The sequence below is a fragment of the Pseudopedobacter sp. genome, from assembly GCF_040392825.1.
Lineage (GTDB): Bacteria > Bacteroidota > Bacteroidia > Sphingobacteriales > Sphingobacteriaceae > Pseudopedobacter.
Genome location: NZ_JBEBVH010000220.1, coordinates 1 through 6,766 on the forward strand (window position 1 = coordinate 1; position 6,766 = coordinate 6,766).

Genomic DNA, 6,766 nt, shown 5'->3' on the forward strand with positions numbered 1-6,766 from the left:
GGTTTGGTTACTTTTTCAGCTGAAGGAAAAAGTATCTAGGCCAGTCCGGCTACTGAGGACGGAAAGCCTTGAGCCTAAGATGAAAGATTAATCATCAGCACCCTCTCTGCCCTTCGGGCATTCTCTCCCTAAAAGGGCGGGAATGATGCATAGAAACGGTTTTACAAAAAATGAATGGAAATATTACTGACGGTAGTAGCCATTAATACGAAGACTCTTAGACTTCGCTCAGGGTGATGTGTTTTATAGTAAAACAGTACAAACACCCTTATACTCAAAATAACCACAATAAACCTGCTTTTTGACTTTTGAAACACTATTTTCTTTTTTATTACCTATCTTTACAGAATCGTTCTTGTAGGTATTATTAATCCTCATAAATAGTGGGCAATGAAGATTGCCCTTAAAAAGGAATCGTGTGAAAATCACGAGCTGTCGCGCAACTGTAAGTAACTTCCCAGTTGCAACCCAAGTTTGTCCATTGTCCCAAAAGGGATGAGAAGGACGGTTGCAATGTTACCAGCCAGGAGACTTGCTACTTATGATAAGATTTATGCTTTCGCGGTCTGAAGTAATAATCAGGGTATTTTTATAAATCAGGGATTGATTAATGTCCTTGCTGTACCCTTTTTATACCTTTTCCCAACAGAGCATATTTAATAACTAACAGAACATTAATCCAATGTTTAACAAGTTAAAAAATTATGCAAAAGAACAATCTTGGATACCCGCGTATTGGTGTCAACAGAGAATTGAAAAAAGCTAATGAACAGTACTGGTCAGGAAAAATAAACAGGCTGGAACTATTTCAGGCTGCCAACAAAATCAAAGAACAAAACTGGCTGGAACAGAAAAAAGCAGGAATAGATCTTATTCCATGTAACGACTTTAGCTTTTATGATCAGGTGCTGGATATGACGCTAACTTTAGGAAATATCCCTTCCAGATACAATCCTGTAGTAGTGGAAAACCGTGAAAATACAGAACTGGATTTGTATTTCGCCATGGCAAGAGGTTACCAGAAAGACGGTTTAGATATCAAAGCCATGGAAATGACAAAATGGTTTGATACCAATTACCATTACATTGTCCCTGAGTTTTATAAAAACCAAAAATTCAGAATATTCTCTAACAAAATAGTAAACGATTTTACAGAAGCTCACCGTGTTCTTAACAAAACTCCCAAAACGGTAATTATCGGACCTGTAACCTATCTCCTTTTAGGTAAAGAGAAAGAAGAAGTTTTTAACAGATTAGATTATCTGTCTGATATTCTGCCGGTTTATGCAGATATTCTAAACCAACTGTCTGCCCATGGTGCAGAATGGATTCAGTTTGACGAACCATTTCTGGCTTTAGATTTAACGGAGAAAGAACAGCTGGCTTATACAGAGGCCTACAACTTCTTAAGAAGAAAAACAAAAGGCCTGAAATTCTTATTGACTACCTATTTTGATGGCTTAGAAGAAAATACTTCATTAGCAGCGTCTCTTCCTGTCGATGCACTTCATATCGATCTGGTTAGAGCCCCTCAGCAATTAGATGCTGTCTTGGATGTGCTTAAAGACAATCAATCGCTTTCGTTAGGTGTTATAGATGGAAGGAACATCTGGAAAAATGATTACCAAAAGTCTTTGGACTTAATTAATAGAGCTACCGAAAGAATAGGAAAAGACAGAATATTCATAGCACCTTCCTCTTCCCTGCTGCATGTTCCTATAGACTTAAGCCTGGAAACAGAAATAGATCCGGAAATCAGAAACTGGATGGCTTATGCACAGGAGAAATTAGTAGAAATTGCAGAGCTGGCAGAAATTACGGAAGGAAATACAGATTTATTGGCAAAAAATAAGGAAGCTACAAACAGCAGAAGAAATTCTTCTAAAATACATAAACCAGCAATCAAGCAACGTACAGCTGCCATTACTGAAAATGATGCGCAAAGGAAGAGTAGCTTTGCAAGGAGACAAAAAATGCAGCAGGAAGCCTTTAATTTGCCTTTATTCCCCACAACAACAATTGGTTCGTTTCCGCAAACAGATGAAATCAGAAAATTACGGGCCGGTTTTAAGAAAGGCAGTATTACACAAGAACAATACGACGAAGAGATTGCCAAAGAAACAATCGAAGCTATCAAATGGCAGGAAGAAACAGGAATTGATGTTCTCGTTCATGGCGAATTTGAACGCAATGACATGGTTGAATATTTTGGAGAACGCTTAGAGGGCTTTTTATTTAGCAAAAACGGATGGGTACAAAGCTATGGCAGCCGTTGTGTAAAGCCACCTGTTATTTACGGTGATATCAGCCGGCCTGAAGACATGACCGTTAAGTGGACTGCATTTGCCCAGCAACAAACAAAAAAACTAATGAAAGGTATGCTAACTGGTCCTGTTACTATTCTGCAATGGTCTTTCGTTAGAGACGATCAGCCCAGAAGTGAAACAACAAATCAGATTGCTCTGGCTATTAGAGACGAAGTAACTGCGCTGGAAGAGGCTGGAATTAAGATTATCCAGATAGACGAGCCTGCAATTCGCGAAGGACTGCCTTTGCGCAAGAAAAATTGGAATGCTTATTTAGACTGGGCTATCAAAGCCTTTAGAATTTCGGCAAGCGGAGTAAGAGATGAAACGCAGATCCACACACATATGTGCTACAGCGAATTTAACGACATCATTAAACATATCGCTGCAATGGATGCCGATGTGATCACGATAGAAACATCCAGGTCTGACATGGAGTTATTATCTGCTTTCTCAGACTTTAAATATCCTAATGAAATTGGACCCGGTGTTTATGATATTCACTCACCCAGAATACCCACAATAGACGAAATGGTAACCCTTTTAGAAAAAGCAGTTGTCTTATTGCCTGCAAGAAATATCTGGATTAATCCGGACTGTGGTTTAAAAACCAGAAAATGGCCCGAGACAAAACAGGCATTAATAAATATGGTTAAAGCCGGTGAAAAGCTTAGGATGAAAGTACAAGAATCTGACCTTGTTTAAGTTAATAAAACCAATATTACAATCCTTCGGTATTGTAATATTGGTTTTCTAAAATATTCGTAAAGTCTGATTTACATTTAACAGAAAACCCACCATTTACGGTGGGTTTTAAAATCATATCAGCTATTAGCTTCAAACTTGTAGCCTACTCCTTTAACAGTAGTTACATAGTTGTCTTTCAATTTTTCTCTCAGTTTTCTTATATGAACGTCTATAGTTCTATTGGTAACTACTACAGAGTCTTCCCAAATGTTTCTAAGTATAACTTCCCTTGTATAGACTTTTCCTGGTTTAGAAGCCAGAAGATAAAGCAATTCAAACTCCTTTTTTGCCAATACTATTTTTTCGCCGTTCTTGAACACTAAAAAAGCATCTCTGTCTATTACTAAATCTGCTATCTCTATTTTATTGGTAAAGCTTTCTTCTTCATTCTGCAAGTTTCTTCTCAGAATAGCGTTAATACGGCTTACCAGGGCTCTTGGTTTTATGGGCTTAGGAATGTAATCATCTGCACCTACATTAAAACCTGCAATTTCGGAATATTCTTCTATTCTGGCGGTTAAAAACACCATAAAGGTACTTTTAAACTCCGGCATGCCTCTCATAATTCTGCATGCTTCAATACCATCCATCTTAGGCATCATCACATCTAAGATAATCAAATCCGGATTGGTCTTTCTGGCTTCGGTAATGGCATCCTGCCCATTAGTGGCAGTAAAAACCTGGTAACCTTCTTTTTTTAAATTGTATTCTATCAGCTCAAGAATATCTGGTTCATCATCTACAATTAAAATCTTTTGCTTGTTAGCACTCATATCTGGTATTTTATCTGTAGCGAATATATAAGCTTAACCTCTACTGTAAGTTAATGCAATGTTAAGAAATTATGAAATATTTCAATTCCTTAACATTAACATCTATTTTACTTAAAGCGTTTTTTCTAAAAATTTCTGTAAATCATCGCCTCTTAGATTTTTCGCGATTATTTTACCCTGAGGGTCTAACAAGAAAGAAGCAGGGATAGCATTAATATTATAAAGCCTTGCCGTTTCTGCGTCCCATTGTTTTAATTCCGAAACGTGAGACCAGTTCAATTTATCTGCCTGAATAGCCTCTTTCCATTTACTGGCGTCGTTGTCCAAAGAGAAACCAAGTACGGTGAAATTTTTTCCTTTATATTTTTCGTAAGTTTTTACAATATGCGGGTTTTCCTGACGACATGGCCCACACCAACTGGCCCAAAAATCTAAAAGCACATATTTGCCTCTTAAATCCGAGAGCTTCATGGCTTTTCCATCGGGAGTATTTGCTGTAAAATCTGGCGCTACTTTACCCACGGCTAAATTTTCCATACCAGCCATCTGCTTTGCAAAAGCCTGAATCATTTTGTTTTCCGGGAAGTTTTCTGCAGCTTCTTTACTATAGGCAATAATCTTGTCTTCATAAGATACGGGGTCTGTTCCCATAATTACATTTGCAGCGAAGAAGGCAGTTAAAGAAGATTTATTCTTATCTATGAAATTATAAGCCTGCTCAAGAAACGGTTTGGTAATTACCGCTGCTTTTGAATGATAATCTGCAATAATGGAGTCTTTCTTATCTGCTTTATCTACGATTAACTTAGAATATTTTTCGGCAAGTTCACCAGTTTTCTTAGTAAAATCGGAAGTAATTTTGTTAAACTCTGTAATCTTCTCTGCCTCTCTGGAGCCTTCAATCTCGTAAGATCCGCTGTGGTCTGCCATATCCGCTTTGAAGTTTATTTCATCTCCATTCTCTGCGATAAGCATATAAGAGCGGTCGCCAATATAGAGCTGATAAAATTCAGGATCGGGGGATTTACCCTTTAGCACGAACTTTCTATCTTCGTTAAGCAAGGTTGAATCTATTGTAACCATTTGTCCAAGGCTATCTGCATATAGCAGAAATACTTTATTGCTCGCCTGAACTACATTTTCAATCTGGCCTTTAATTACAAATTCCTCGCTGTTTTTACATGATACTACGGCCGCTAAACCCAATACACATAATACTCCTAAGATACGTTTCTTCATTATTTTAATCTGTCTATTTTCTCCAATAAGATCTTATTGGCTTGTTTTGGATCTATCTTACCTTTAGAAACCTTCATGATTTCTCCCATAAATAAACCTAAAACGCCTTTCTTACCATTATGGTATTGTTTGACCTTATCAGCAAATATACTTAAAACAGAATCAACATATTCTTCTAATTGTGTATTATCTTTGTCAATTGACAGGTTTAACTCCAAAATCAACTCGCATACAGACTTTTGCGGGTACTTTGTCAGATATACAAACAAAGTTTCTTTTGCTTGCGAATTATTTAAACTCCCCTCGTCTATTAAGTTTATGATTGCTGCTATCTGCTCAGAATCCACCGTAAATTCATCGAAATTAATACCCTTATCATTCAGATAGGATCTGATTGTTCCCATTATCCAGTTAGAAGCAGCTTTGTAATTTTTAGTATATTTTACTGTAGACAAAAAATATTCCGCCGTTTCGCGTTCAGAAGTAAGCACCTTTGCATCGTACTCGGGAAGCTGAAATTCTGTAGTAAACAGTTCGAACAACTCGTTTGGCAGTGCCGGCATAGATTTTTTTACTGCACTGATATAATCTTCGGTAATTACCAAAGGCAATAAATCCGGTTCTGGAAAATAACGGTAATCATTAGCCATTTCCTTTGTTCGAAGCGGACTGGTTAATCCGGTTGCCGCATCAAAGTTTAAGGTGTTTTGTTCTATTACGCCGCCAGCTTCTATCACAGAAATCTGCCTTAATATTTCGTAATCAATTGCTTTTTGAAGGTTTTTTACCGAATTTAAGTTCTTAACCTCGCATCTCTTTCCCAACTGTTGCTCACCTTTCAATCGCACTGAGATATTTGCATCGCATCTCATAGAGCCCTCTTCCAGGTTACCGTCACAAATCCCCAGATAGCGTACCAGTTTACGTAATTCGGAGAAATAAACTGCAGCTTCTTCGCCCGACTGTAAAACAGGTTCAGATACTACTTCTAATAAAGGTATTCCTGCCCTGTTCAAGTCTATTAACGAATACACATCGTCTAAATCGTGAATACTTTTACCAGCATCTTCTTCCATATGGATTCTGTTCAGAATAACATCTTTTTCCTTACCGTCGGACAAGGTTATCTTCAGTCTGCCACCCAGACAAACAGGTTGATTGTCTTGCGTAATCTGATATCCTTTTGGCAGATCCGCATAGAAATAGTTTTTTCTGTCGAAATAATTCTCTTTAATAATATTGCAGCCAAGAGCCAATCCCAATTTAACCGCACTTCTAATAATTTCTTTGTTAGTTACAGGTAATGCTCCTGGTAATGCTAAAGATACCGGGCTAATATTATTATTGGGTCTGCTTCCATATCTTGCTGAATCTGAAGAAAATGCCTTTGTTACTGTAGACAGTTGCACGTGTACTTCCAACCCTATAACAGCTTCATATTTTTCAAATATGTCTTTTGAAATATGTATAGACCCGTTTTTCATGACAATATAATTTATGTTATCCCGTTTATTGGGTAACAACACAAAGATAAATCAGTATTTTTTATTTTGATAATTTATCAAAACTTTTACCAAATACATAAAATATACACAAAAATAAACACAAATAATTATAATTTTATCAACAAAAAACACAATTAATTAACAAAAACACAAACAAAAATACAAAACCCAACCGAGATTATAAACACTACTAAAC

The 6,766-nt window shown here is 37.0% G+C and carries 4 protein-coding genes and 1 riboswitch; of the genes, 1 reads left to right on the plus strand and 3 read right to left on the minus strand.

Features of this window, described 5'->3' with window-relative positions:
* The first annotated feature begins 364 nt into the window (after positions 1-364).
* Positions 365-554: riboswitch (cobalamin riboswitch) on the plus strand.
* A 150-nt stretch (positions 555-704) separates the two neighbouring features.
* Positions 705-3,011, plus strand: a complete 2,307-nt coding sequence (gene metE, locus ABWO41_RS13860; protein WP_353139153.1) for a 5-methyltetrahydropteroyltriglutamate--homocysteine S-methyltransferase — start codon at positions 705-707, stop codon at positions 3,009-3,011.
* Between the two features lie 119 nt (positions 3,012-3,130).
* Here the strand turns inward: metE and ABWO41_RS13865 are convergent, their stop codons facing one another.
* From ABWO41_RS13865 to gatB, 3 genes are all read right to left on the minus strand, one after another.
* Entirely contained in the window at positions 3,131-3,826 is a 696-nt protein-coding gene (locus ABWO41_RS13865) for a response regulator transcription factor (protein ID WP_353139156.1), read from the minus strand.
* A gap of 111 nt (positions 3,827-3,937) precedes the next feature.
* On the minus strand, positions 3,938-5,065 hold the full coding sequence (locus tag ABWO41_RS13870) for a redoxin domain-containing protein (protein ID WP_353139159.1): 1,128 nt from the start codon (positions 5,063-5,065) through the stop codon (positions 3,938-3,940).
* Entirely contained in the window at positions 5,065-6,549 is a 1,485-nt protein-coding gene (gene gatB, locus ABWO41_RS13875) for an Asp-tRNA(Asn)/Glu-tRNA(Gln) amidotransferase subunit GatB (RefSeq protein ID WP_353139162.1), read from the minus strand. The genes ABWO41_RS13870 and gatB overlap by 1 nt, the downstream gene beginning before the upstream one ends.
* Between the last annotated feature and the right edge of the window lie 217 nt (positions 6,550-6,766).

Coding starts and splice junctions, on each gene's coding strand:
- gatB (WP_353139162.1), bottom strand. CDS start 6,549: ATGAAAAACGGGTCTATACATATTTCAAAAGACATATTTGAAAAATAT.
- ABWO41_RS13865 (WP_353139156.1), bottom strand. CDS start 3,826: ATGAGTGCTAACAAGCAAAAGATTTTAATTGTAGATGATGAACCAGAT.
- metE (WP_353139153.1), top strand. CDS start 705: ATGCAAAAGAACAATCTTGGATACCCGCGTATTGGTGTCAACAGAGAA.
- ABWO41_RS13870 (WP_353139159.1), bottom strand. CDS start 5,065: ATGAAGAAACGTATCTTAGGAGTATTATGTGTATTGGGTTTAGCGGCC.